The sequence below is a fragment of the Pantoea sp. JK genome (assembly GCF_026130245.1).
Taxonomy (GTDB): Bacteria; Pseudomonadota; Gammaproteobacteria; order Enterobacterales; family Enterobacteriaceae; genus Pantoea; species Pantoea trifolii.
The window spans coordinates 80,136-105,780 of the sequence record NZ_JAINFN010000010.1; the positions used below are offsets into that span (position 1 = coordinate 80,136).

Annotated in this window: 17 protein-coding genes and 1 tRNA gene; 4 read left to right on the forward strand and 14 right to left on the reverse strand. The window is 57.1% G+C overall.

Going from position 1 to position 25,645, the window contains the following annotated elements:
• The first annotated feature begins 34 nt into the window (after positions 1-34).
• Positions 35-1,087 (forward strand): class I fructose-bisphosphate aldolase, encoded by a 1,053-nt coding sequence (gene fbaB, locus PanJK_RS19775; RefSeq protein ID WP_265302305.1) that lies wholly within the window; start codon positions 35-37, stop codon positions 1,085-1,087.
• 156 nt (positions 1,088-1,243) lie between these two features.
• On the opposite strand, the gene PanJK_RS19780 is transcribed toward fbaB, so the two are convergent.
• The 5 genes from PanJK_RS19780 to PanJK_RS19800 all read right to left on the reverse strand — a co-directional run bounded on the left by PanJK_RS19780 (position 1,244) and on the right by PanJK_RS19800 (position 6,265).
• Positions 1,244-1,930, reverse strand: a complete 687-nt coding sequence (locus PanJK_RS19780; protein WP_256696888.1) for a GntR family transcriptional regulator — start codon at positions 1,928-1,930, stop codon at positions 1,244-1,246.
• Between the two features lie 98 nt (positions 1,931-2,028).
• Positions 2,029-3,489, reverse strand: a complete 1,461-nt coding sequence (locus PanJK_RS19785) for a mannitol dehydrogenase family protein (RefSeq protein WP_265302308.1) — start codon at positions 3,487-3,489, stop codon at positions 2,029-2,031.
• 44 nt (positions 3,490-3,533) lie between these two features.
• Entirely contained in the window at positions 3,534-4,817 is a 1,284-nt protein-coding gene (locus tag PanJK_RS19790) for an MFS transporter (RefSeq protein WP_007889540.1), read from the reverse strand.
• An 83-nt stretch (positions 4,818-4,900) separates the two neighbouring features.
• A complete protein-coding gene (locus PanJK_RS19795; RefSeq protein ID WP_256698430.1) occupies positions 4,901-5,911 on the reverse strand; it encodes a Zn-dependent oxidoreductase in 1,011 nt (336 codons plus the stop codon).
• Positions 5,912-6,189: 278 nt separating this feature from the next.
• A tRNA-Asn gene (locus tag PanJK_RS19800) sits at positions 6,190-6,265 on the reverse strand.
• A gap of 306 nt (positions 6,266-6,571) precedes the next feature.
• Here PanJK_RS19800 and PanJK_RS19805 point away from each other — a divergent pair.
• Positions 6,572-7,693 (forward strand): Gfo/Idh/MocA family protein, encoded by a 1,122-nt coding sequence (locus PanJK_RS19805; protein WP_265302313.1) that lies wholly within the window; start codon positions 6,572-6,574, stop codon positions 7,691-7,693.
• 40 nt (positions 7,694-7,733) lie between these two features.
• On the opposite strand, the gene yegS is transcribed toward PanJK_RS19805, so the two are convergent.
• The 8 genes from yegS to PanJK_RS19845 all read right to left on the reverse strand — a co-directional run bounded on the left by yegS (position 7,734) and on the right by PanJK_RS19845 (position 21,375).
• Positions 7,734-8,633 carry a lipid kinase YegS gene (yegS, locus tag PanJK_RS19810; RefSeq protein ID WP_265302314.1) on the reverse strand — a complete coding sequence of 300 codons (900 nt, stop codon included), beginning with the start codon at positions 8,631-8,633 and terminating at the stop codon, positions 7,734-7,736.
• Between the two features lie 231 nt (positions 8,634-8,864).
• Positions 8,865-10,232 (reverse strand): tRNA 5-hydroxyuridine modification protein YegQ, encoded by a 1,368-nt coding sequence (gene yegQ / locus PanJK_RS19815; RefSeq protein WP_265302316.1) that lies wholly within the window; start codon positions 10,230-10,232, stop codon positions 8,865-8,867.
• A 145-nt stretch (positions 10,233-10,377) separates the two neighbouring features.
• Entirely contained in the window at positions 10,378-11,085 is a 708-nt protein-coding gene (gene baeR / locus PanJK_RS19820) for a two-component system response regulator BaeR (protein WP_008104910.1), read from the reverse strand.
• 9 nt (positions 11,086-11,094) lie between these two features.
• The gene (gene baeS, locus PanJK_RS19825; protein ID WP_265302319.1) at positions 11,095-12,480 is read right to left on the reverse strand and encodes a two-component system sensor histidine kinase BaeS; all 1,386 of its coding nucleotides are present in this window, start codon (positions 12,478-12,480) and stop codon (positions 11,095-11,097) included.
• Complete coding sequence (gene mdtD, locus PanJK_RS19830; protein WP_265302321.1) at positions 12,477-13,883, reverse strand: multidrug transporter subunit MdtD; 1,407 nt, start codon at positions 13,881-13,883, stop codon at positions 12,477-12,479. The genes baeS and mdtD overlap by 4 nt, the downstream gene beginning before the upstream one ends.
• Before the next feature lie 96 nt (positions 13,884-13,979).
• On the reverse strand, positions 13,980-17,036 hold the full coding sequence (gene mdtC / locus PanJK_RS19835; RefSeq protein WP_265302323.1) for a multidrug efflux RND transporter permease subunit MdtC: 3,057 nt from the start codon (positions 17,034-17,036) through the stop codon (positions 13,980-13,982).
• Complete coding sequence (locus tag PanJK_RS19840) at positions 17,033-20,155, reverse strand: MdtB/MuxB family multidrug efflux RND transporter permease subunit (RefSeq protein ID WP_265302325.1); 3,123 nt, start codon at positions 20,153-20,155, stop codon at positions 17,033-17,035. Before PanJK_RS19840 ends, mdtC begins: the two co-directional genes overlap by 4 nt.
• On the reverse strand, positions 20,155-21,375 hold the full coding sequence (locus PanJK_RS19845) for an MdtA/MuxA family multidrug efflux RND transporter periplasmic adaptor subunit (protein WP_256696878.1): 1,221 nt from the start codon (positions 21,373-21,375) through the stop codon (positions 20,155-20,157). Before PanJK_RS19845 ends, PanJK_RS19840 begins: the two co-directional genes overlap by 1 nt.
• A 238-nt stretch (positions 21,376-21,613) precedes the next feature.
• On the opposite strand from PanJK_RS19845, the gene PanJK_RS19850 reads away from it, so the two are divergent.
• Positions 21,614-22,576, forward strand: coding sequence for an aldo/keto reductase (locus tag PanJK_RS19850; RefSeq protein ID WP_265302330.1), 963 nt, complete (start codon positions 21,614-21,616; stop codon positions 22,574-22,576).
• Positions 22,577-22,794: 218 nt separating this feature from the next.
• Positions 22,795-24,129: a carbohydrate porin gene (locus PanJK_RS19855; RefSeq protein WP_265302332.1), complete on the forward strand. Its 1,335-nt coding sequence runs from the start codon at positions 22,795-22,797 to the stop codon at positions 24,127-24,129.
• A 115-nt stretch (positions 24,130-24,244) separates the two neighbouring features.
• Here the strand turns inward: PanJK_RS19855 and yegD are convergent, their stop codons facing one another.
• Positions 24,245-25,597 (reverse strand): molecular chaperone, encoded by a 1,353-nt coding sequence (yegD, locus tag PanJK_RS19860; RefSeq protein WP_256696875.1) that lies wholly within the window; start codon positions 25,595-25,597, stop codon positions 24,245-24,247.
• Between the last annotated feature and the right edge of the window lie 48 nt (positions 25,598-25,645).

The window sequence follows — 25,645 nt, forward strand, 5'->3', positions numbered from 1 at the left end:
CCGGTTCCAATCCAGCCATTTATCAGGAGCGAACATGACGGACATCGTACAGTTATTGGGCAAAGAGGCGGACGGCCTTCTTCAACATCGCTGCATGACCATTCCAGCGGATAGCCTCTATTTACCAGGCGCGGATTATGTTGATCGCGTGATGATCGACAACAATCGTTCTCCCACCGTATTGCGCAACATGCAAACGCTGTACAACACCGGACGTTTAGCCGGTACCGGCTATTTGTCGATTCTGCCGGTCGATCAGGGTGTTGAGCACTCGGCGGGTGCCTCCTTTGCCGCTAACCCGGCTTATTTCGACCCGAAAAACATCGTTGAGCTGGCGATTGAAGCCGGCTGCAACTGCGTGGCATCGACCTACGGCGTGCTGGCCGCGGTTTCACGTCGCTACGCGCACCGCATTCCGTTTATGGTGAAGCTAAACCACAATGAAACCCTGAGCTATCCAACGCAATATGATCAGACGCTGTACGCCAGCGTTGAGCAGGCCTTTAATCTGGGTGCGGTGGCGGTTGGCGCCACCATTTATTTTGGCTCCGAGCAATCGCGTCGTCAGATTGAAGAGATTTCGGCTGCTTTCGAGCGCGCGCACGAACTGGGAATGGTAACGGTGCTGTGGGCTTATCTGCGTAATGACGCGTTCAAGAAAGACGGCGTCGATTATCACGCCAGCGCTGATTTAACCGGCCAGGCTAACCATCTGGCGGCGACCATTGGTGCGGATATCGTGAAGCAGAAGATGGCGGAGAATAATGGCGGCTATAACGCGGTGAAGTTTGGTCACACCGATGAACGCGTCTACAGCAAGCTGACCAGCGAGAACCCAATTGATTTGGTGCGTTACCAACTGGCGAACTGCTATATGGGGCGCGCGGGATTGATCAACTCTGGCGGCGCTTCTGCCGGGGAAACGGATATCGCGGAGTCAGTGCGCACGGCGGTGATCAACAAACGTGCCGGGGGGATGGGGCTGATTCTTGGGCGCAAGGCGTTTAAGAAGACGTTGAAAGAGGGCGTGCAGCTGATTAATGCGGTGCAGGATGTTTATCTGTCAAAAGATGTGACCATTGCTTGATTGAGTGGGGGCTGTGCTCGCTGTCCCCCATCCCGGCCTTCCCCCGCGAGCGGGGGAAGGAGATGCTGCCACATGCTGCTTCAACACTTACATATTGCAGCATCTTCCTCCCCCATTAATGGGGGAGGACCGAGGAGGGGGACAGCGAGCACTAAATTAAGGCGCTTCGAACCACTCACTATTACGCTCGGCAATCGGCGTAATGGTCAAAATCATCTCCTGTAGATGACGACGCATCGCGCTTTCAGCCGCGTCAACATCATGCGCTTTCAACGCGTTATAGATATCTTCATGCTGCTGAATCAAACGCTCCGGCGGTGACACTTCGCTCAGGGTCAGAAAGCGCACGCGGTCCATAGCCGCTTTGATGTTCTCCACCGTTTCCCACGCCAGCAGGCAGTTAATCCCTTCCGCAATCAGACGGTGAAACTCATCATCCAGTCCTAAGAAGGCCTGGCTGTCATGACGTTCAGCGGCGAGACGCTGCAGTTGCAGGTTGTGCTCCAGCGCCATCAATCCGCTGGCACCAATCTCCTGCGCGGCGCGGCGTACCACGGCGATCTCTACCGCTTCACGGATAAAGCGGCCGTCGGCCACGCGTTGGGCAGAGATTTTGCGTACGAAGGTGCCGCGCTGCGGTAACACCTGCACCAGTCCGGCTTCCGCCAGCTTGATGAAAGCTTCACGTACCGGCTGACGCGATACGTTAAAACGCGCCGACACTTCCTTCTCCGACAGCAGCGAGCCCGGATGTATAACGCAGGTCACAATATCTTTACGCAGATAACGATAGATCTGCTGATTTACCGGTTCGCTGGTGGTTATGGTATAGGCAGTCGACATGCAGCAATATCCGTATTACGGCTGGCATCTGCCAGCCCGTTAAGAAAGGTTCAGTCTAATCAGCACGCTGCGTCTGCGCTACACATTTGTGCAGGCGCTTAGCCTTGTGTGACGAGGCTCTGCACCGTGGCGCGCGCACCCTGTTGCACCAGCTGCAGATAGAGTTCGGTCACGCGTGAGACAAAGGCCGGCTGCTGAAGCAGATCGTCGCCAAACACGGCAGTTAGGCCGAGCAACGCTTTAACACGATCTGCACCGTCATCACTGTTAGCCACGATATTTGCCAGCTGATCTTTCAGCGGATCGCGAATCTCAATGGCCTGGCCTTGCTCGTCCACGCCGCTGACGTAGCGCATCCAGCCTGCCACGCCCAGCAACACGAAGTCGCATGAAGTGCCGTTGCGCAGATGCCAGCGCGCGCTATCCAGCAGACGCTGCGGCAGCTTCTGCGTGCCATCGGTGGCGATTTGATAGGTGCGATGTTTGATGGCGCGATTCTCGTAACGTGCAATCAGGGAATCGGCATAGGCTTCGAGATCGACGCCCTGCGTGCGCAGCGTCGGCGCCTGATCCTGCAACATCAGCGCGCGTGCCGCCGCACGATAGCTGGCATCGGCCATGCAATCGCTGATGTGCTCATAACCGGCGAGAAAACCGAGATAGGCGAGGAACGAGTGGCTGCCGTTGAGCATGCGCAGTTTCATCTCTTCGAACGGCAGCACATCGCTGACCAGCTCCGCACCGGCGTTTTCCCACGCCGGACGTCCGTTAACAAAGTTGTCTTCGATGACCCACTGGAAAAACGGTTCTGCTTCTACCGCCACCGGATCGCGGCTGCCTAAACGTTCGGCCAGCGCGTCGAATGCCGTATCGGTCATTGCCGGGACGATGCGATCGACCATGGTTGAAGGGAAGGTGATGTGCGTCTGGATATACTCCGCCAGTTCAGCGCTGTGGCGCTCGGCCAGCTGGGTGATCACGTTGCGCGTGACATGGCCGTTTTCCGGCATATTGTCGCAGGACATCACGCTAAACGGCGGCAAATTGCGTTCGCGGCGGCGGATAATGGCCGCCAGAATCAAGCCGGGCAGCGAACGTGGCTCAGTCGGATTGGCGAGGTCGTGCACAATATCGGGATGATCGGGATTGAGCTTGCCGCTCGACGGCATGTAGCAATAGCCTTTCTCGGTCACGGTCATCGAGACAATCGCCACATCCGGCTGGCTCATCGCCTCAATCACTGAATCAATGCCGTCGCCTTTGCCATGCAGCGCTTGCGTCACCACGCCAATCACGCGCGTGTGTAAACTCTCATCGGCCATTTCGGTCAGCGTATAGAGCAGATCCTGCTGACGCAGCGCCTGAATCAGCGTGCCGCTGTTGAGATTCACTTCGCAGTAACCCCAATCGCTGCCTTGTGCCGCCAGCTTATCGGTTGCCAGCGCCTGATGCGCACGATGGAAGGCACCAAAGCCGATGTGCACCATGCGGGTTTTCAGTTGGCTGCGATCGTAAGCGGGACGTTGGACATCAGCGGGGAGGCGTTCAAGCTCTAACATAGTCATTCCTTTTGGCAAATGGGGCGCTCAGCGCCCCATGAGATTTACACTGAAACCGGTTTATTGTTGGCCTTGGGTTCGCGAATTACCAGCAGCACCAGCAGCGCACCGACGCCGGCCACCGCACCTGCGAGGATAAAGGCGCTGTCAAACTTACCCGAGTGCTGCACGATGAAGCCCGTCACCACTGGGCCGATCACGCCTGACAGGCTACCAATCAGATGGATAAAGCCACTGATGCTGCCGACACGGCTTTTATGCACCACGTCCTGCACAATCGCCCAGTAAATCGCGCCGGTGATGTAGAGGAAGAAGATCGAGATCGACATCATGATCACCGCCGAGTTGACCTCTTTTATCGTACCTGCCAGCGCCACGCAAATCGCGGCGGCGGTAAGTGAAACCACCAGCACAATTTTTCGTGAAAGCAGCAGCTTGCCGGTGATGTTGAAAATCTTATCGGAGATCCAGCCACCCAATGCCAGGCCCACGAAGCCAACAATCCACGGGATCATGGTGGTGATGCTCATCGCTTTGATGTCGAGGCCGTGCGCCTGCACCAGATACGCCGGGAACCAGCTCAGGAAGAAGAACAGAATGTAGTTGTAGCAGAAGAAGGCAAAGGCGGTGACCAGAATGATCGGCTGGCGCAGATAGAAGCCCAAACCGTGCGCGTTGCCGCTTGGGTCGATCACGTCAGCCGGTTCTTCTGCTTTCAGTTTTTCCACCAAGGCACGCTCTTCCGCCGATACGCGCTTACTTTTCGCCGGGTTATCTGACGCGAAGAAGAACCACAGCGCCAGCCAGACAAAACCAATCGCGGCGATAACCACAAACGCCGGACGCCAGCCGAACGACAGCGCCAGATAACCCACAATCGGGCCGGCAACCGCGCCACCCAGCGGTGAACCCGAGCTGAGTAAACCCATCGCGGTGGCGGCCTGTTTTTTCGGGAACCAGCCGTTAATCGCTTTGTTCGCCGACGCCGAGATGGGGCCTTCCGCCATGCCAAACAGCACGCGCAGAATCATCATCGACCAGAAGCCGGTCGCCATCGCGGTCAGGCCGCAGAACAGCGACCACATGCCAACGGCGGTGCCGAGCACGATAGTCGGGCCGAATTTATCGGTCGCTAAGCCACCGATGAAGTTGAACAGGGCATAACCGAAGAAGAAGCTGCCGAAAATCATGCCGAACTGTTCGGCGTTGATCATCAGGTCTTTTTCCACCAGCGGTACGGTCAGAGAGAGGGCGATACGATCCAGGTAGTTGATCATAAACACCAGGAACAACAGCAGTACGAGGGTCCAGCGCAGGTTCTTAAACATAGAAACTCCGTCATCGTCATTTTTATAGTAATAATGCCGGCGGGTAAGGGACCGGCATGGGGACACCTGGTGTGCGGGTTAACTTAACCCATTTGTAGGATCACTTTGCAGCAGGTGCGGGGATCTTTTTCGAACAGCGTCATGGCTTGCTCCACCTCGGCCAGCGAGAAATAGTGCGTCACCAGTTTCTCCGGCTGGATCTGGCCTTGCTCAATCCACTCAATCACCTGCGGGAAGCGATTGCTGTTGAGGCGCGAGGTGAACAGCGACAGCTCTTTACTGGTGAGACTTTGCTGCGTAATGCTGCACGGCTCGCCAGAGAAGCCCAGCAGGCCGATACGCGCTGCAGGTGAGGCGAGGGCAGCGGCTTCGGCCAGAATCGTCGGATGGCAGGCGGCATCAATAATCAGCGTTGGCTGCACGCCTTCCAGCTGCGCGGCTAATGGAATCTCGCTGTTGTTGAACACCTGATCGGCACCGTTTTCCTGCGCCAGCGCCAGACGTTCCGGCAGACGATCAACCACCAAGACCTGTTCAACGCCGTATACGCCTTTCAGCACCTGAATGGCGGTGAGGCCCATTGGACCGGCACCGTAAATCAGCGCCACATCGTTTGGCTGTGGTTTGAGGAAGGCGGTGATATTGGCCGCGATGGTGAAAGGTTCGACCATGCTGGCGAGTTTGTCGGGAATGCTATCCGGCAGGCGGAAGGCGTTTTTAGCTGGTGCGACGGCATATTCGCTAAAGCCGCCGTCGCGGTGCACGCCAATCACTTGCAACTCTTTGCAGACGTTTGGGCGACCAATGGAGCAGGGATAGCAGTGACCGCAGCTGACAACCGGATCGACAGCCACGCGTTCGCCAATGCGGCTGGCGGCAACGTCAGCGCCGACTGCATCGATCAGGCCAAAAAATTCGTGACCAATGACGCGTGGATATTTAGCGAAAGGATTGTGACCGTGCCAGATATGCACATCGGAACCGCAGATGCTGGCAAATTGCACCTTCACGCGTACTTCACCTGCAGCGGGTTGCGGCAGTGGACGCTCTGCTAGTACCAGTTCACCCGGTTGCTCTATCACTACACTTTTCATCATCTACTCCAACGGGAATGCAATGATGAAAAAATACGCGCACAAATACTACCATACAAGTCGGCGTTAAAAGAGTTGTGAACAGAATCACAGAGCGTCATGTTCCCCTCACCCCAACCCTCTCCCAAAGGAGAGGGAGCCGATCGGCGAGTGCATAAAGGCATGGTGTAGCGGAGTGTTCCCTCTCCCAGTGGAAGAGGGCCAGGATGAGGGGGAAAACAGCACCCAAATCGCAGACACAAAAAAAGCAGCCTTATAGGCTGCTCTTTTCAAGAATTTGGCTCCTCTGACTGGACTCGAACCAGTGACATACGGATTAACAGTCCGCCGTTCTACCGACTGAACTACAGAGGAATCGTTTGAACGGGGCGCATATTATCGAGCAGACCTCGCCTTGTCAAAACTCTTTTTCACAATTCGTTCTGACTGCTGAATAAAGCGTCAATTGCACGTTATAAGCGAACTCAGAGCAGTAGAATCACGGCTGACAGAATCCATTTTGTGACGATGATCACCAACTCTATGCAAAATTACATTCTGATTTGTCGATTTTGTCAGATACCTCGCATGCATGATCACAGATATTTCATTTCACCGTTGTCGGGGCAAAAAGCGAAACATATATTCCACATCAACGCTTACCCGAATGCAGGATTAGTCATGAACAAAGTCAGAATCGGTATTATTGGCAGTGGTTACATCGGTCGTTGTCACGCGATTGCCTACGCTCAGGCCCCCACGGTTTTTGCCCTGAAAGGCGAGATCGTGCGTGAGATGCTGGCGGAGGTAAATCCAGAGCTGGCGGCGAAACAAGCGGCAACCTTTGGCTTTGCACGTTCTACTGGCGACTGGCGTGAGCTGGTACGCGATCCAAACATCGATGTGGTTGATATCTGTGCGCCAAACTTCCTGCACAAAGAGATGGCGCTGGAAGCGATTCGTAACGGCAAGCACGTTTACTCCGAGAAACCGTTATCGCTGTCAGTGGCCGATGCGGAAGAGATGGTGCAAGCGGCGCAGCAGGCGGGCGTGAAAACGCTGGTCGGTTTCAACTACATGAAAAACCCGACCAGCCAGCTGGCACGCGAGATTATCGCTCGCGGTGAAATCGGCGACGTGGTGCATTTCTACGGCACGCACAACGAAGATTATCTGGCACGCCCAGAAACCCCACTCGACTGGCACTGCCAGAAAGCGCTGGCGGGATTAGGCGCGTTAGGCGACCTCGCTGCACATATTGTGAATATGGCGCACTATCTGGTCGGTGATATTGAAGAAGTCAGCGGCGATATGATGACGGTGATTAAAGAGCGTCCGGACCCGAAGGACAAGTCGCGCCTGCTGCCGGTGGAAAATGAAGATCAGGCCAGTGCCTTGCTGCGCTTTAAAAACGGGGCGCACGGCGTGTTTGAAACCTCGCGTATCGCCTGCGGCAGCAAAATGGGTCTGACTTATGTGGTCACCGGCACCAAAGGCACGCTGCGTTATACCCAGGAACGTATGGCCGAGCTGGAGCTGTACATCCACGATGAACCGGCAGGACGTCAGGGTTTCAAAACCATTTTGACCGGTCCGGCACATCCGGATTACGCCAATTTCTGCGTCTCTGCCGGACACGGCATCGGTTTTAACGATCAGAAAACCGTCGAGATCCGCGATTTGATCAATGGCATTGCCGCTGGCGATCGCATGTGGCCAGATTTCGCCGAAGGATTGCAGGTGCAGAAGGTGCTGGAAGCGGTAGCGGTTTCCGCGTTGGAACGCCGCTGGATGAAAGTCTAAATCAGCGACTGGGTCGCCATGATTGGCGACCCGCGAAAAATCACGCTAATAATGGGCACTGCGGCGGCAAGCGGCAGCTCAGTGCGCCCGCCATCACTTCAATCTCAAACTCACTTCCCGTCAGCGGTTCACCATCCAGATTAAACGTCATCTCATGCGGTGAGCGGATGGTGAGTGACTGCAACTGCGCGGTGACGATATTCGGATTTTCATCGTCACGCGTCAGGGAATGCAGCAACGTGGGCAGCAGCTCTTGCGCGGTGACGATGCTGAGGTTGAGCTGTCCATCATTGATCAGCGCATCCGGGCAGAGCTTTTGTCCGCCACCGGCCTGACGTCCATTGCCAATGCCAATCACCAGCGCATCGCCTTGCCAGTTAAAGCCAGGGCCGCTGATTTCACAGCTGTCAGGCTTCAGCGCATCGACACGCATCAACCCATGAATAAAGTACGACACGCCACCCAGCGCCGATTTCAGCTTTTCAGGCGTTTCGGTGGTGATGCGGGTGCCAAATCCGCCGGTCGCCATATTGATAAAGTAGCGATCGCCATTCACGCGCGCCAAATCGATCGCCGTGGCTTTTCCCACCAGCGCTAAGCGTAAAGCCGGTTCCATGCCTTCGGGAATACCGACGCTGGTGGCGAAATCATTGGCGGTGCCGAGCGGTAAAATGCCCAGCGCTGGACGTTGTTGCTCTGGCAATCTCGCTAACGCGGTCGCGATTTCATTGATGGTGCCATCGCCGCCTCCCGCCACCACGGTTTCTGCCTGCAAAGCGACCGCTTCTTGTACATAACGATCGCCATCACCCTTTTCCCAGGTGACGCGCACCGCCAGATTAAAGCCTTCATCACGCAGCGTATTCACCGCAGCGCGCAAATCTTCATTACCTGCGCCTTTCCCATTGAGGATCAGCAGCGTCAGCGGTTTGTTTTGCATTATCAGTTCCTTGATGCGAGAGACAGAGCACTGGTTATAGCATAGCTGGGGAGAGAACTTTATCGGCGGGAGACGAAAAAAAGAAAACCCGCACGGGGGAGCCGGGCGGGTGAATGAGGTGGTTCCTGGTACTACCTGCTTTTATTCTTACTCGTTAGCAGCAGGCGGGATTCTAAAGCGAGGCGAAGAGGTGGTCTGTGATCCTAATCTAACTTCGCCGAAATCTTTTCATTACGTGCGATTTTTCCCGTGTGGATCGTAGGTGCTGTTGCCATCGGTGAAGTTACGTAGCAGCAGGGCAAAGGCGAGGTTGACCGATTCCGGTACCGGGATCCACACGCGATGCCCATCGCCTGGCGCCACGTCTACCGCTGATCCTTTATCGTTCTGCATGGTTTCGAGCGTGCAATTGAGGTTGCCTTCAGGCGTCATGATCTCGACAGCATCCCCGAGCATAAACTTGTTCTTCACCGCAATCTGCGCCCAGTCGCCGCGACGTTCGCCGGTGAATTCACCGACAAACTGCTGGCGCTCGGAGATGGAGAAACCTTGCTCGTAGTTCTGATAGCTATCATGGGTATGACGACGCAGGAAACCTTCGGTGTAACCGCGATGCGCCAGGCCTTCCAGCGTCTCCAGCAGTGCCGGGTCGAACGGTTTGCCGGCTGCGGCATCGTCAATGGCGCGACGATAAACCTGCGCGGTGCGCGCGCAGTAGTAGAAGGATTTGGTGCGACCTTCAATTTTCAGCGAATGCACGCCCATTTGGCTCAGACGTTCAACGTGCGCCACCGCGCGCAGATCTTTTGAGTTCATGATGTAGGTGCCGTGTTCGTCCTCAAAGGCACTCATCACGTCACCCGGTTTCATCTTCTCTTCCAGCAGGAACACGCGGTCAGTGGTCGCACCAACGCCGAGCGTAGCTTCTTGCACCTTAACCGGCTCATGGAAACCGACAATATTGCCAACCTCGTCCTGCTTGCCTTCTTCCACTTTATATTCCCAGCGGCAGGCGTTGGTGCAGGTCCCTTGATTAGGATCGCGTTTGTTAAGATAGCCGGAGAGCAGGCAGCGGCCGGAATAGGCCATGCACAGCGCGCCGTGCACGAAGATTTCAATCTCCATTTCCGGTACCTGCTGGCGGATTTCGGCGATCTCATCCAGCGACAGCTCACGCGACAGAATCACGCGCGTCAGCCCCATTTGCTGCCAGAATTTCACCGTCGCCCAGTTAACCGCGTTGGCCTGCACCGACAGGTGAATTGGCATCTGCGGGAAGGCTTCACGCACCAGCATAATCAAGCCGGGATCGGACATGATCAGCGCGTCCGGCTGCATCGCCACCACCGGCGTCAAATCGCGGATAAAGGTTTTCAGTTTGGCGTTGTGCGGGGCGATGTTGACCACCACGTAGAATTTCTTACCCAGTTCATGGGCTTCATTGATGCCCTTGGCCAGAATTTCGTGGGTGAATTCGTTATTGCGTACGCGCAGGCTGTAGCGCGGTTGGCCGGCATAGACGGCGTCAGCGCCGTAGGCAAAGGCATAGCGCATATTCTTCAGCGATCCCGCTGGAGAAAGCAGTTCAGGTTTTAACATGGATTTTCTCACTGATGTCAGGTCAGCATGCCATCGCGGATGGCAGGTGCAGCGGCCGCATTATACGGCCCTGCAAAAGGTGGGGAATTGTAGGCAGGCCCGCATCCGATGTAAATTGACCTTGATCAACGTAAGCCGCTGCAGGTTACAGCAAGCGGCAGACGTCCGCTTCCCAGCGATAGCCCATGCCGTATACGGCTCGGATAAACGGCTGTTCCGCATCGAGGCTTTCCAGCTTGCGGCGCAGGTTTTTGATGTGGCTGTCGATGGTGCGATCGGTGACCACGCGGTAATCGTCGTAGAGATGATTGAGCAACTGCTCGCGCGAGAACACTTTTCCCGGCTCCAGCGCCAGCGTTTTCAGCAGACGAAACTCCGCAGGCGTCAGCTCCAGCTGCTGTTCACGCCAGCTGGCCTGAAAGCGGCTCTCATCAATATGCAGATGCGATTCCTGCTGCGCTTCTTCCGGTGAACGTTTGACGCGGCGCAAAATGGTTTTGACGCGCGCCACCACTTCACGCGGGCTGAACGGCTTGCAGATATAGTCATCGGCACCGATTTCCAGCCCCAGCAGGCGATCAATCTCTTCGGTACGCGCGGTCACCATGATGATCGGCAACTCGGAGAAGCGGCGAATTTCGCGGCACAGCGTTAAGCCATCGCGGCCGGGCAGCATCAAATCCAGCAGCATCAGATCCGGCGGTGTTTGCTGTACGTAGCTCAACACCTCGTTACCGTCGGCAATGTGGTGCGTGCGATAGTTGGATGCCTGCAGATAATCAATCATCAGCTGCGCCAGTTTGGGTTCATCTTCTACAACAAGGATCAGAGGATCGCTATTTTCCGGGCTCATATGGGACGTCTAGTGAGGAACATACGGCAAGTTTAGCGTGATTTGCAGTCCACCTAAATCAGAGTGATCCGCACTGATGCTGCCGTCATGCGCTTCCACGATGTTTTTACAGATCGCCAGGCCAAGCCCCGAGCCGCCGCTGGCGCGATTACGCGAACTTTCCGCGCGGAAAAATCGTTCAAATAATTGTGCCTGATGGGCCGGATCGACGCCCGGCGCGCTATCCGCAAACTTCAGCTGCCAGTTTTCACCCGCCAGCGCCATCGAGAGCTGCACCGCGCCGCCGCTGTCGGTATAACGCAGGCTGTTTTCCAGCAAATTGGTGAACAGCTGCATCAGACGATCGGGATCGCCAAAGCTCTCGGCCTGCGCGGGCAATGCCAGATTCAGCGATAAGCCGCGGCTGCGATAACGTTCGCCGAAGCTGCCAGCCACCACTTCCAGCAGATTAACCAAATCAACCGGCTGTGTGCGATAGGCGAGGGCGCCCGCATCGGACAGCGACAGCTGATGCAAGTCGTCGACCAGTTTAGTCAGCACCACCACTTCGCTTTGTAGCGAGCTGATGGCTTCGGGCGTCAGCTTGCGTACGCCATCCTGCATCGCTTCAAGCTCACCGCGCAGTATCGCCAGCGGCGTGCGCAGTTCATGGGAGATGTCGGCCATAAAGGCGCGGCGGTTGCTTTCGTTTTTCTCCAGCGAGCTGGCAAGCAGGTTGAAGTCGCGGCCCAGTTGACCGAGTTCATCGCTGCTGCCGACTTCCACGCGGGTGGCGAAATTGCCCGCCGCCAGATGGTGCGTACCATCTACCAGTCGTTTCACCGGTGCCAGTAAACCGCGCGCCAACAGCCAGGTGACCAACGCAGCGAGTAAACCGGTTAACGCCACGATCATCCAGCTGGTACGTCGCTGTTGCTGATCAAAGTTGATGTCGGTGCTGCGCGTCAGACGTTCGGCCGGTGAGGCAATCACCCAGCCAACAATCTTGCCGTTGCTGGTGGTGATATTGCGTCGTGTGCCTTCCGGCGGCACTGGCTGACGCGGCCCTGACAGCACTTTGTATTGCTGATCGATAATCCAGAACTGCGTGCGCCAGCCGTGCGGCGGTAGCTGGTTAACGCTGCCAGGATTCTGCTCCAGCGAGCGCAAGATAGAAAAAATCAGCTTGTCATTGGTACGCAGAAAATCCCAGCTACCGTGCTGCTCATACTGATCGGCCAGCGCATCGCTCAGCAGGGTTAAGCGCTGTTCGTTGCCTTTTTTGATGTAGTCCACAAAGCCGTGCTCAAAGCTGAGCCGCACGCCCCAATGCATGGTGATGATCACCAGCATGCAGGTGGAAAAAATCGCCGCAAACAGTTTGGCGCCAATGCCCCATTTTACCGGTCGTTTCATCCTTTGCTCCTGCCTCTAAGGTCAACGTTTTTACTGACATCCTTCGGTACGCGCCAAAATACAAACGCCGGCAGCGCTATCACCAGCGCCATGCACAGATAGGTGTAAATAAAGGTTTGATGGGCCGCCGCGCTGTCGGTCACCACGCCGTGACCGAATGCGCCCAGCAGCAAACCGGCCACGGTGACGCCAATACTCATCGACAGCTGCATGATCATCGATAACAACGAGTTGCCGCTCGAAGCCAGATCGTCCGGCAGTTCCTTTAGCGTCAAGGTGTTCATCGAGGAGAAGCGGATGGCATTCACCATGCCTTGCAGCAACAGCACCACCGGCAGCAGCCAGATCCAGCCGAGCAGCGCCACCAGCGGGAACAGCAGCACCACCAGCGCCAGCGCGATCGTCGCGCCGACTAACGCATGGCGATAACCAAACAGGTTGACGATGCGCACCACCACGCGTTTGGTGCCCATGTTGCCGAGCACCATTGGAATCATCATCAATCCGGCGTGAAACGGGCTGTAGCCGAGGCCGACCTGCAGGAAAATTGGCGTCATAAACGGCAGCATGCCGCTACCGATGCGGCCGGTAAAACTGCCGATCAGGCCAATCGAATAGATGCGGTTATCAAATAATTTCAGACTGAACAGCGCGTTATCGTTGTTGCGGCCGTGCATCAGGTAGAACAGCAGCGAAAACACGCCTACCAGAATCAGTAAGCCGAGCAACAGCGGCGATCCGCCGGAGCTGCGCTGGCCATCCAGCGCCAGCGTTAAAGTCGCCATGCCAACAGCCAGCAGCACAAAGCCGAGAAAATCGAAGCGTCGCGTCTGCATGGTGTAATTGGGCATCAGCGTTAGCGTGGCAATCGCGCCAATAATGCCAACCGGAATGTTGATCAGGAAGATCCAGTGCCAACTGGCGTACTGTACCAGAATCCCGCCGAGCGCCGGGCCGAGCAGCGGACCAATTTGTCCCGGCGTGGTGACGAAAGTCATCGCCGACATATATTGCTCGCGCGGCACGATTTTCATCACCGTTAAACGGCCAACCGGCACCATCATCGCACCGCCAATGCCTTGCACCACGCGCGCCATAATCAGCTCATCCAGCGTGGTGGAGAAGGCGCACAGCAGCGAGCCGATGCTGAACAGCACAATGGCGCAGAAGAAGATATTGCGCACGCCAAATCGGTCCGCCAGCCAGCCGCTGATTGGCAGCGTAATCGCCACGGTCAGCACATAGGAAACGATCACCGAGTGCATATTCAGCGGACTGACGTTGAGATCGCGCGCCATCGAGGGGATCGCAGTGTTAACGATGGTGGTATCCAGCGCCTGCATAAAGAAGCCAAACGCGACGATCCACAGCTGCCAGCGCACGGTGGCGTTTTGCGTGTTCACTGAATCTCCTCTGCTATACGGTCACCCTAAATGGTGACCCTACGAATGCTGGGTGGGTAGGGGCGCCATTCATGGCGACCTCCCTTAACCCGCCACCTACACTTTTTTCTTACGCCGCCGCAGCTTATCCATCATCAAATAGACCACCGGCGTGGTGTAAAGCGTCAGCAGCTGGCTCATCACCAAACCCCCGGCGATGGTGATGCCGAGTGGCTGACGCAGTTCTGCGCCGTCACCGCTGGTCAATACCAACGGCAGCGCGCCAAACAGCGCGGCGAGCGTGGTCATCAGAATCGGGCGGAAGCGCAGTTGGCACGCCTGGAAGATCGCGTCGCGCGGCGACAGATTGCCGTTGCGCTCGGCATCCAGCGCAAAGTCGACCATCATGATGGCGTTTTTCTTCACGATACCGATCAGCAGCAGAATGCCGATCAGCGCAATCAGGCTGAACGGCGTGTTGAACAGCTCCAGCGCCAGCAGCGCGCCGACGCCCGCCGACGGCAGCGTGGAGAGAATGGTCAGCGGATGCACGTAGCTCTCATACAGAATGCCGAGCACGATATACACCGCCGCAATCGCTGCCAGCATCAGGTAGAGCTGGTTGGATTGCGACTGCTGGAACACCTGCGCGGTGCCGGCAAAACTGCCGCGCACGCTGGAGGGCACGCCAAGCGCGGTGATGGTGCGATCGATGGCTTCAGACGCCTGCGACAGCGACACGCCTTCCGGCAGGTTGAACGAAATGGTGGACGCCGCCGACAAGCCTTCATGGTTCACCGACAGCGGCGCGTTGGCCGGTTGCCACTTGGCAAACCAGCTCAGCGGAATCGCTTTGCCGTCGCTGTTAATCACAAACATCTGATCGAGTGAACTGATGTCCTGGGTGTAACGCGGATCGACTTCCATCACCACTTTGTACTGATTGAGCGGCTGATAAATGGTGGAGATCTGGCGCTGACCAAAGGCGTTATTCAGCAGCGCGTTAGCGGCAGACACATCGATGCCGAGCCGCGCCATGCTTTCACGATCGTAGGTCAGATTCATTTCGCTGCCGTTGTCCTGCTGATCCGAGTTGACGTCCGCCAGCTCGGGCAGGGCGGCAAACGCCTGACGGATTTTCGGCTCCCATTCGCGCAAATCATTCAGGTTGTCCGACAGCAAACTGTATTGATAGCTGGCGTTGGATTCACGTCCGCCAATGCGAATGTCCTGTACCGCGTTGAGATAGAGATTGGCGCCCGGCTCTTTTGCCAGCTTGATACGCAGCCGGGCGATCACTTGCTGCGCGCTTTCGCTGCGCTCGGAGAGCGGTTTGAGCGAGACGAACATCGAGCCGCTATTGGTGCGCGAACCGCCGGTAAAGCCGGTGACGTTATCCACCGCCGGATCGGCTTTGATGATGTTCATGAAATCCTGCAGCTTGCCGCGCATCGCCTGGAACGAAATGCTCTGGTCCGCCGAGATAAACCCTTGTAAGCGGCCGGTATCCTGCTCCGGCATAAAGGTTTTCGGTATCGAGATGAACAGCCAAACCGTAAGAGCCACGGTGCCGAGCAGCAGCATCAGCACCCAAATAGCGTGGTTCAGCACCCAACCTAGTGAGCGCGCGTAGCCGTTTTGCACCTTCATCAGCAGCTTGCCGAAACCGCGCGTGCGTGGCTGGCTACGCTTGACCTGCGGCTTGAGCAGATAAGCGCACATCATCGGCGTCAGCGTGACCGAGATAAACAGCGAGATCAGAATCGCCACCGACAACGTGATGGCAAACTCTGAGAAGAAGCGGCCAATGATGCCGCCAATCATCAGCAGCGGCAGGAACACGGCAATCAGCGACAGGCTCATCGACAGCACGGTAAAACCGACTTCGCGCACGCCGGTCAGCGCCGCCTGCAGCGGCTTCATGCCCGCTTCGACGTGGCGCGCAATGTTCTCCAGCACCACAATCGCGTCATCGACAACAAAACCGGTGGCGATGGTTAACGCCATCAGCGACAGGTTATTCAGACTGAAACCGCACAGATACATGGCGGCAAAGGTGCCAATCAGCGAAACCGGCACCGCAGCGGCGGGGATCAGCGTCGCGCGCCAGTCGCGCAGGAAGGCAAACACCACCAGAATCACCAGCGCGACGGCGATGATCAGCGATTGTTCCACTTCATGCAGCGAGGCGCGAATGGTGGGCGAGCGATCCTGTGCAATTTGCAGATCGATGGCGGCGGGGATCACGTCATGCAGTTCCGGCAATTCGCCACGAATGCGATCAACGGTATCGATGATGTTGGCTTCCGGCGATTTGCGCACCACCAGCAGCACCGCCGCTTTGCCGTTGGTCATCCCGGCGTTGCGTACGTCCTGCACCGAATCCTGCACGTTAGCGACATTGCTGAGCCGCACCGCCGCACCGTTGTTGTAATGCACCACCAGCGGCTGATATTCGCTGGCGGTTTGCAATTCTCCGTTGGTGCGTAACTGCCAGCGCTGCTGCACATCATCAATCGCGCCCTGCGGACGGCGTTGGTTGGCGTTGCTGATGGCGGTGCGCACCGCATCCAGCGACACGCCTTGATTGAACAGCGCCTGCGGGTTGAGTTCGACGCGCACCGCAGGCAACGAGCTGCCGCCGACCGTCACATCGCCTACGCCTTCAATTTGTGACAGCTTCTGCGCCAGCTGCGTTGAGGCGTAATCATACAGCTGACCGGGATTATAAATGTCCGAGGTCAGCGTCAAAATCATGATCGGCGCATCGGAAGGATTGGCTTTGCGGTAGCTGGGACGGCTTGGCATACCGGTTGGCAGCAGGCTTTGTGCCGCGTTGATTGCCGCCTGGACATCGCGCGCCGCACCGTTGATGTCGCGATCAAAATCGAACACCAGAATGATGCGCGTGCTGCCCAGTGAGCTGGTGGAGGTCATTTCACTGACGCCGGCGATGCGCCCCAGCGAGCGCTCGAGCGGCGTTGCCACCGAGGCCGCCATGGTTTCCGGCGATGCGCCGGGCAGCGAAGCCGAGACCAAAATCACCGGGAAATCGAGCTGCGGCAGCGGCGCCACCGGCAACAGGCGAAAGCCGAGAATGCCGGCCAGCGCAATCGCCAGCGTCAGCAACGTGGTGGCGACCGGGCGATGGATAAACAGCGCGAAGAACTTCACGACTGCGCCTCCGAGCCTTTAAAGCGACGGCGCGTAGCGTGCGACAGACGATCAAACAGCAGATAGATCACCGGCGTAGTGAACAGCGTCAGCACCTGACTTACCACTAAGCCGCCGACCATGGCGATCCCCAGCGGATGGCGCAGCTCTGCGCCGACGCCGGTGCTCAGCATCAGCGGCAGCGCACCGAGCAGCGCCGCCAATGTCGTCATCAGAATCGGACGGAAACGCAGCAAGCATGCCTGATAAATCGCCTCGCGCGGCGGCATGCCTTGTTCACGCTCCGCAGCCAGCGCGAAGTCGATCATCATGATGGCGTTTTTCTTCACGATACCGATCAGCAAGATAATGCCGATGATGCCGATGATATCCAGCTCGTTGCCGCTCAGCATCAGCGCCAGCAGCGCACCCACACCAGCGGTGGGCAGCGTCGAGAGAATGGTGATCGGGTGGATAAAGCTCTCATACAGCACGCCGAGCACGATATACATCGCCACCACCGCCGCCACGATCAGCCACACGGTACTGGACAACGCGGCTTCGAAGGCCAGCGTGCTGCCCTGGAACTGCGTCATCATCTCGGCGGGCATGCCCACCTGATCTTCCGCCGCGCTCACCGCTTTCACCGCATCGCCCAGCGAATAGCCGTCAGCGACATCGAACGAGAAGGTTGCTGACGGGAACTGATCGAGATGGTTGATGCTGAGCGCGGCGTGGCGCTCCTCAATTTGCGCGATGGCGCTAAGCGGCACGCTGCCGCCGTCACTGCTGGTCAGACGAATGCCGTCGAGGCTCGCCAGCCCCGGCGTGGCATCGCTGTTCTGTTCCAGCACCACGCGATATTGGTTGGCCTGGGTGTAAATGGTGGAGATCAGCCGCTGACCAAAGGCGTTATATAGCGCGTTATCCACATCGGCCATGCTGATGCCCAGCCGGCTGGCGCTGTCACGATCGACGCGCACAAAGGCTTCCAGTCCTTGATCCTGCCAGTCGCTGCTGACGTCACGCAGCTGTGGCAGCGTATTCAGCTGCTCCAGCAGTTTCGGCACCCACAAACTCAGCGACTCGAGCGAGCCGGATTGCAGCGTGAACTGGTACGGCGTGCGGCTGGCTTGGGTATCAATGGTCAAATCCTGCACCGGTTGCAGCCACAGTGAAATGCCTGGCACTTTGGCTAGCGCCTGTTGCAGGCGCTGCTGCACCGCCGGAATGCGATCGTCACGTTCATTCAGCGGCTTGAGGTTGATTTGCAGGCGAGCGCTGTTGAGCGCGGCGTTGGTGCCATCGACGCCGACAAACGAGGTCATGCTCTGCACCGCCGGATCTTTCATGATGATCGACGCGACATCGCGCGTGCGCTCCGCCATGTTGGCGTAGGAAACCGACTGCGGTGCCTGCAAGGTACCCTGAATAATGCTGTTATCCTGCTGCGGGAAGAAGCCTTTGGGGATGACGATCCACAGCAACACGGTGATCAGCAAGGTGCTGAGCGCCACCGACAAGGTGATCCACGGATGCAGCAGCACGCGCGTTAAGCCGCGTCCGTAGCTGGCAATAACGCGGTCAAACATCGCTTCGCTGGCGCGCGAGAAGCGGTTCTGCTTGCGCAGCGATTCGGCGCTTAACATGCGCGCGCACATCATCGGCGTCAGCGTCAGCGACACCACGGCGGAAATCAAAATCGCCACCGCCAGCGTCACGGCGAATTCGCGAAACAGGCGGCCAATCACATCGCCCATAAACAGCAGCGGGATTAGCACAGCAATCAGCGAGAAGGTGAGGGAGATAATGGTGAAGCCAATCTCGCCCGCGCCTTTCAGCGCCGCCGTCAGCGGCTTTTCGCCTTTTTCGATATAGCGCGAGATGTTCTCGATCACCACGATGGCATCATCAACCACAAAGCCGGTGGCGATGGTCAGCGCCATCAGCGTCAGATTGTTGACCGAGAAGCCAAGGAAATACATCGCGGCAAAGGTGCCGATCAGCGACAGCGGTACGGCGACGGCAGGAATGATGGTTGCCGGGACGTTACGCAGGAACAGGTAGATGATCATCACCACCAAACCCATCGCCAGCATCAGTTCGTGCTGGGTATCGCTGACCGAGGCGCGGATATTGGTGGTGCGGTCAGTTAGCAGTTTCACATCCACCGATTTCGGCAGCGTGGCGGTTAATCCAGGCAACATGGCGCGAATATTATCGGCGGTGGCGATGATGTTGGCGCCGGGCTGGCGCTGCACGTTGAGCACAATCGCCTGCTGACGGTTTGCCCAGGCGCCGAGCCAGCTGTTCTCGGCACCTTGTTCAATGGTGGCGACATCGCCCAGTCGCACCGGCGCGCCGTTGTTATAGCTGATGATCAGCTTGCGATAATCTTCCGCCGAGGTCATCTGGTCGTTGGCCGACAGCGTAATCGAGCGCGTTGGGCCGTCGAGGCTGCCTTTCGCCGAGTTGACGTTAGCGTTGGTAATGGCGGTACGCACCGATTCGCTGGTCAGGCCGAGCGCGGCCAGCGCCTGGGTGTTCATCTTCACGCGCACCGCAGGGCGTTGCCCGCCTGACAGCGTCACCAAACCCACGCCAGAAACCTGGGAAATCTTCTGCGCCACGCGCGTTTCCACCATGTCCTGCACCTGCGTGAGCGGCATGCTGGTGGTGGTAACGGCGAGCGTCATGATTGGCGGATCGGCCGGATTCACTTTGCTGTACACCGGCGGATTCGGCAGATCGTTAGGCAGCAGGTTGGTGGCGGAGTTGATCGCCGCCTGCACTTCCTGCTCGGCAACATCCAGTGACAGCGTCAGCTGAAACTGCAATGTCACCACGGAAGCGCCGCCCGAACTCTGCGACGACATCTGCTTCAGGCCGGACATCTGGCCGAACTGGCGTTCCAGCGGCGCGGTAATGGATGAAGTCACCACATCAGGACTGGCGCCGGGATAGAGCGTAACTACCTGAATGGTTGGATAATCGACTTCAGGCAGAGCGGAAACCGGCAGAAAACGGTAGCCGAGCACGCCAGCTAACAGAATGGCGATCATCAGCAGCGTGGTGGCGACCGGGCGCAGAATAAACAGGCGCGAAGGTCCACCGCTGCTGTCAGGAGGCATCACCTGCATTATTGACGCTCTCCGCGTGCGGGCTGCGCAGCGCGCGTGCTGTGTGTCGCGGCACTTTGCGGTGCCACCACTTCAACGGTGGCGCCTTCCGTCAGACGATCCAGCCCGTCGGTCACCACGCGATCGCCTGCTTCAAGGCCCGCGCTGATCACCACTTTCTGGCTGTCCTGCAACCCAGCGGTAACGCGTTTCTTGCTCACTTTGTTGTCGCTGTTAACCACCCAGACAAAGTGGCCGTCGTTGCTCATCTGCAGCGCGGCGGTCGGGATCACCACCGCATCCTGCAAGGTATCGACTTTCAGACGCGCGTTGACAAACTGATTCGGGAACAGCGTGTCATCTTCGTTACTGAAGCGCGCTTTGAGCTTGATGGTGCCAGTGGTGGCATCAATCTGGTTGTCGAGACTCAACAGCGTGCCGCTGGTTAGCAGCGTTTTATTGCTGCGATCCCAGGCTTCGACGATCAGCGGCTGTCCGCTTTTCTGCGCCTTGAGGATTTGGCTGATGTTGTTCTCGGCGACGCTGAACACCACGTCAATTGGATGCGTTTCGGTGATCACCACTAAACCGGTGGTGTCGCCGGACGTGATGTAATTGCCGACATCAACCTGCTTCAAGCCGACGCGTCCACCAATTGGCGCGGTAATGCGGCTGTAAGTCAGATTGAGCTGGGCGCTGGCGACGTTACCTTCATCGGCTTTGATGGTGCCAAGCGTTTCGCTCACCAGCGAACGTTGTGTATCGAGTTCCTGCTGCGACACCAGCGAGGTTTTTGCCAGTTTCTCATAGCGGCTGAGATCGCGGCGCGCATTGGCGAGTGTGGCCTGGTCTTTTGCCAATTGGCCCTGCGCCTGGGTTAACGCCACCTGATAAGGACGCGGATCGATTTCCGCCAGCAAAGCGCCAGCGGCCACTTGTTGTCCTTCCTGGAAGTGCAGCGCCATCAATTGCCCATCAACGCGACTGCGCACGGTGACGGTGTTGGCGGCGGTGACGGTGCCGAGGCCGCTAAGGAAATACGGCACGCTACTGGTTGTGGCAGCGGCGGCTTGCACTGGCGCTAAGGGGCGTTTGCCGCTTGCGCCGCGTCCACGCTGCTGCTGACCTTCAGCCTGCGTCTGTTTATTCGGTTCCGCTGGATGTTGCCACCAGTAATATCCGCCAGCCAATACGGCAATCACGGCTACGGCCAGCAAGCTTGTTTTGAGTCGACGGTTCATCAAGGTGTGTGCTCTCCAGCGGTTTCGTATTCCCAAGGTGCGTAATAAAAATGCCACTACGCAAACGAATGATTGTAGTCGCCCGGATCGGGCAAAAATTGAAGGAAATAAGAATATCGCCCTGGCGAAGGTAAGTATTCATATTCTGTAAATATTCTGCCAGCAATAGGCATAAGCGCGACGAATTCCTTTGCTAAGCTCAATAGCAGACCTGTCTCGTTTGAATAAGGAGAACAAAATGAGTCAACAGAAACTCCGCCAGCTTGGCGACAGCGGTATCGACGTTCCCTGTCTCACCTTTGGCGGCAACGTGTTTGGCTGGACGGTGGATGAGAAAACCTCGTTTTCACTGCTTGATGCGCTGGTGGAGAAGGGCTTGTTCTTCATCGATACCGCCGACGTTTATTCGCGCTGGGCGCCGGGTAACGAAGGGGGCGAATCGGAAACCATCATCGGTAAATGGCTGAAGAAAAGCGGCAAGCGCGACAGCATCGTGCTGGCTACTAAAGTCGGCATGGAGCTGTCGCCAGAGAAAACCGGTCTTAAACCGGCTTACATTCGTCAGGCGGTGGAAGATTCACTGCGCCGCCTGCAAACCGACGTTATCGATCTCTATCAGGCGCATCGCGATGATGAAACCACGCCGCTGCTGGACACGCTGAAAGCCTTCGATTCACTGATCAAAGAGGGCAAAGTGCGTGCGATTGGCGCGTCAAACTACAACGCGAAACGTCTGCAGGAAGCGCTGGATGTGAGCAAGCAGCACGGCCTGGCGCGCTATGAAACGCTGCAGCCGGAATACAATCTCTACGATCGTCAGGAGTACGAAAGCGGTCTGGAGCAGGTCGCGGTGAAAAATGGCCTCGGGGTGATCAACTACTATTCACTGGCCAGCGGCTTCCTCAGCGGCAAATACAAAAAGCCGGAAGATGCCAGCAAAAGTAAGCGCGGGCAGGGCATCGTAGATAAATATCTGAATGAACGCGGCAAGCGCATTGTTGAAGCATTAGAAGATGTCGCCGCCTCGCACGATGTGTCGGCGACGCAGGTTGCGCTGGCGTGGCAGATTGCGCGCCCAGGCATCACCGCGCCCATTGTCAGTGCCACTTCACTGGAGCAGCTGGATGAGCTGGTGAAAGCTACTCAGCTGGAACTCAGCAAGCAAGAGATCGAAGAGCTGGCGAGCGCCAGCAAACTGTAATGTTTTCAGGGACGCTGCGGCGTCCCGCCATTTTCCTGCTCTGCCTCACAAAAAATGCCATTTTCGCCAAAAGATTTTCAATCATAGACAGGCGTCACAATTGCGCTAACGCACTATCAACCTCAGGTTAACTGCGCACATATTTGCAAAAACTGACAAATCCTCAGCACTATCCTCTGTTCGATCCATTCCAGTAACTTCATATAAGAATAACCATCATGAACAGAAAAGAAGCAGTGCAGCATTTACCCCGCCTGGCAGCGGGAACCCTGATGTTTGCGATGCTGAGTGCATCTGCGCTGGCCGCTGATGCTTTCAGTTACGACTCTCCATATATGTTTGGTGATTGGGGCGGTTACCGAACGCAGCTGGAAAACGACGGCATTAAATTCGACGTTAACTACACCATGGAAACCGGCTCCAACCTGGCAGGCGGTGCCGATACCAACACCACCATGCGCTACAGCGACCAGTGGGCATTTGGCGCTAACTTCGACCTGGAAAAACTGCTCAACTGGCAGGACGCGCAATTCCAGGTGACGATTACCGATCGTAATGGTCAGAACATCGCCGATCAGGTTGCCGATTCTCGTACTGGCATGTTGTCATCACCTCAGGAAGTGTACGGACGCGGCCAAACCTGGCGCTTGACCCAGTTCTGGTTGAGCCAGGGTCTGTTCGATAACACCGTGAACCTGAAAGCGGGTCGTGTGACCGTGGGTGAAGATTTCGATAACTTTGACAGTAAGTTCCAGAACCTGGCGTTTGGTAGCGGCCAGGCAGGTAACTGGCGTGGCGATCGCTGGTTCAACTGGCCAGTTTCCCAATGGGGCGGCCGCGTGAAGGTGAATATCACGCCTGAGGTGTTCTTCCAGGTCGGTTTCTATAACCAGAACAGTGCCAACTACGATCGCGGTGACGGCTTCCGCCTGGATACCAGTAACTCCGAAGGCAATATGGTGCCGGTAGAGTTGGGCTGGAAACCGACCTTGGGCGCAGACAAGCTGCCGGGTAATTACCGCATCGGTTATTACTACTCATCGGCTAACGGCGACAACTACGGCAGCTGGCGCGATGGCGCCTATCAAAGCCAGGATCATGCTTATGGCGGCTACGTGCTGTTGCAACAGCAGTTGACGGCACAAGGCGGCGATGCCAGCCGTGGCTTGGGCGTCACCGTCCAAGCGGTGATGAACGACCAGAAAACCTCGAAAACCGATAACTATCAGTCGGTGAGCTTCACCTGGAAAGGGCCGTTTGATGCGCGTCCGCAGGATGAGATTGGTGTCGGTGCGGCGCGTATTCACGTTAACAGCGCTTACACGCGTTCTCTGCGTGAGCAGAACAATGCTAACGGCGAGGCGGACTTCAATAGCCCAACTTATCTGCCGATTCAGGACGGCTCAGAGTACAACTATGAAATCTACTACAACGCTCAGCTGACCAAATGGCTGCAGCTGCGTCCGAATCTGCAATATGTGGTTGCGCCGGGTGCGGTGAGTGAAGTGAAAGATGCGTTTGTAGGCGGGATCAGTGCGAACGTGAATTTCTAATCTGGCAGAATCTTTGGCTTTTCCCTCTCCTTTTGGGAGAGGGCAGGGTGAGGGGAAAATCGCACCGTGCGTTCTGTCCCTCACCCTAACCCTCTCCCGCAAGCGGGAGAGGGAACTAACTGAACATCACTTCGGCCCAGCGCGCCAGGCCGGCGGTCACCGAGGCGAAGTCATCGCCGCTGGCGATAGGCGTGTCGGGCAGCGCATGCTGCAGTGCAGCGCGCAGCACCGGCGAACGTGCGCTACCGCCGGTGAGATAAATCACTTCTGGCTTGGTTTCGCAGGTGGCGAGCGCCAGATGCACTTGCTCCAGAATCCGTTCCAGCGGTTGGTTAATCGCTTCTTCCAGCTGCGCTGCGCTGATCTGCGCCTGCAATTGGGCGGCGATAAACGCCAGCGAGGTGTCGGTCTCTTTCATCTCCGACAGCGCAATCTTGCTCTCTTCCGCCGCACGCACCAGACGATAACTCAGCTTTTGCTGCCACACTTTCAGCAGGTGCGATACTTTGTCACCGTGTTCGGCATCGCGAATCAAATCGCGCAGCAGTTTGCCGCTGGCTGCGGAATAGAAGTCGCTTTGCGCTGGAACATCGTTGATCGCCACCGCATTCCACCATGGCAGCGCGGGCAGCGCGGTGCCTTTCTGCGTATTGCCACCGAGGCCCAGCAGCGGCATCAGGGTTTTGAACGCCAGCATAATGTCGAGATCGTTTCCGCCCACGCGGCATCCGCTGTGTCCGAGCAAGCTTTCACGGCGATCGGTTTTGTGACGCCATTCTGGGCCCATCAGCAGCATCGAGCAGTCGGTGGTGCCGCCGCCGATATCCACGACCAGCACGCGCGTCTCTTTCTGCAGCGTGGCTTCAAAATCCAGGCCTGCCGCCACCGGCTCAAACTGGAACTCGACATCACGGAAACCGGCGCGCTGTGCTGCACGCAGCAAAATACCTTGCGCCTGCTGGTTGGCTTCTTCACCGCCTAAACCCTGGAAGTTAATCGGGCGACCAATTACCGCTTGCTCAATCGGGCGATCGAGCTGGGTTTCACCTTGCTGACGAATGTGCAGCATCATGGCGCACACCAGATCTTCAAAGAAAGCGATCTGCTGCGGTTTCAGGCCATTCGCGCCCAGGAAGGATTTCGGTGATTTCACGAACCACACGTCTTCGGGATCGACCATGTATTGCTGCAGCGCAGTCAACCCGAACTGCACGCTGCCTGGCGTGACGTCGATGTCTTCTTCACGGTTATAACGCAGCGCACGCTGCAATAAGGCGGTGCCTTCGCTGTCGGGCGTGGGAACCTGATGATGGCGATACAGCCATTCGCTGATCGCTTCACGCGTTGGTGCACAAATCATGGAGGGAAGCAGGCGCTGACCATTCTCCAGTGTCAGCAGGCGCGGCGTGCCATTATCGCTGACCGCAATTGAGCAGTTTGCTGTGCCGTAATCGAATCCGATAAACATATTTATCCCCCATGCCGGAAAAAAGGGGGCGACTTTAGCGCAGCCAGC

Coding starts and splice junctions, on each gene's coding strand:
- PanJK_RS19805 (WP_265302313.1), top strand. CDS start 6,572: ATGAACAAAGTCAGAATCGGTATTATTGGCAGTGGTTACATCGGTCGT.
- PanJK_RS19845 (WP_256696878.1), bottom strand. CDS start 21,375: ATGAACCGTCGACTCAAAACAAGCTTGCTGGCCGTAGCCGTGATTGCC.
- PanJK_RS19785 (WP_265302308.1), bottom strand. CDS start 3,489: ATGTTAGAGCTTGAACGCCTCCCCGCTGATGTCCAACGTCCCGCTTAC.
- PanJK_RS19780 (WP_256696888.1), bottom strand. CDS start 1,930: ATGTCGACTGCCTATACCATAACCACCAGCGAACCGGTAAATCAGCAG.
- PanJK_RS19850 (WP_265302330.1), top strand. CDS start 21,614: ATGAGTCAACAGAAACTCCGCCAGCTTGGCGACAGCGGTATCGACGTT.
- fbaB (WP_265302305.1), top strand. CDS start 35: ATGACGGACATCGTACAGTTATTGGGCAAAGAGGCGGACGGCCTTCTT.
- baeS (WP_265302319.1), bottom strand. CDS start 12,480: ATGAAACGACCGGTAAAATGGGGCATTGGCGCCAAACTGTTTGCGGCG.
- PanJK_RS19795 (WP_256698430.1), bottom strand. CDS start 5,911: ATGAAAAGTGTAGTGATAGAGCAACCGGGTGAACTGGTACTAGCAGAG.
- PanJK_RS19790 (WP_007889540.1), bottom strand. CDS start 4,817: ATGTTTAAGAACCTGCGCTGGACCCTCGTACTGCTGTTGTTCCTGGTG.
- yegD (WP_256696875.1), bottom strand. CDS start 25,597: ATGTTTATCGGATTCGATTACGGCACAGCAAACTGCTCAATTGCGGTC.
- PanJK_RS19840 (WP_265302325.1), bottom strand. CDS start 20,155: ATGCAGGTGATGCCTCCTGACAGCAGCGGTGGACCTTCGCGCCTGTTT.
- yegQ (WP_265302316.1), bottom strand. CDS start 10,232: ATGTTAAAACCTGAACTGCTTTCTCCAGCGGGATCGCTGAAGAATATG.
- yegS (WP_265302314.1), bottom strand. CDS start 8,633: ATGCAAAACAAACCGCTGACGCTGCTGATCCTCAATGGGAAAGGCGCA.
- baeR (WP_008104910.1), bottom strand. CDS start 11,085: ATGAGCCCGGAAAATAGCGATCCTCTGATCCTTGTTGTAGAAGATGAA.
- PanJK_RS19855 (WP_265302332.1), top strand. CDS start 22,795: ATGAACAGAAAAGAAGCAGTGCAGCATTTACCCCGCCTGGCAGCGGGA.